Annotated in this window: 2 protein-coding genes; one reads left to right on the forward strand and one right to left on the reverse strand. The window is 46.4% G+C overall.

What is annotated here, in order from left to right; all coding sequences use genetic code 11:
* Nucleotides 1-529 (forward strand): NAD-binding protein (locus tag A3738_RS00580; RefSeq protein WP_197473476.1); only part of this gene is annotated, 529 nt, incomplete at its 5' end.
* Between the two features lie 113 nt (nucleotides 530-642).
* Here A3738_RS00580 and A3738_RS00585 read toward each other — a convergent pair.
* A partial coding sequence (locus tag A3738_RS00585) for an amidohydrolase family protein (RefSeq protein ID WP_197473477.1) occupies nucleotides 643-851 on the reverse strand: 209 nt, incomplete at its 5' end.

Below are 851 nucleotides of genomic sequence, written 5' to 3' on the forward strand. Positions count from 1 at the left end.
GAGTTACTACGGTGATGCAACACGCCATGACCTTCTGCATACAGCAGGTATCGAACAAGCCAGTTTATTCGTGGTCGCGATTGACGAATCGGAGTTAGCGATTGAGCTCGTCAATCATGTTTCGCATACCTATCCACATATCAAAATCTTAGCGCGCGCCTACGATCGACGAGACGGCTACGCACTGCGACAAGCCGGTGCGCATCATGTGGTGTTTGAAAGCTTTTATTCCGCTTTGGAACTGGGTGGACAGGCGATGCAAGAAATCGGTTTTCATCCTTTCCATGTAGAGCAACTCAAACAAAACTATATTGATACTGAGCAAAAACATGATTCAAGCTTGTACGACATGTGGCAGAAAGCACAAGGCGACAGCACCATGATGCAACACTATCGCCTGTTGTTTATTAAGCTTGAGGAACTGTTGAAAGAATCTATGAAGAGCGGTCGCGAAGACAAACATGATTCGAGCCACCAATCTTGGGCGCCACCTCCAAAAAATTATTTGAAGGAGCTGCGCGAAGATTAAGCTAGAACACAGCTAAAAAGGTTGGAACAGGCAAACCGCTATAAATTGAAAATACGCTATGCGTTGCCACTTAAAAACAGCTCTTTCACATCGTCCTCAAGTTCTAGGCTATCTCAGTGCTTGAGGGCTTGCGCTGGCAGCAGCATTGGATAGTTCGTGCCGAATAGAACCTTTGTTCGGCCATGCTCTTTAATGAATTTGACGAGGTTATCGGGATAGCGATTCGCTGTATACGCCGAGGTATCGATATAAACGTTCTCGTTTTTCGTCGCCACCGCAATCGCTTCTTCTGTCCAAGGGTAACCAATATGCCCCCCAACAA

It is taken from the genome of Oleiphilus sp. HI0066 (assembly GCF_001635725.1).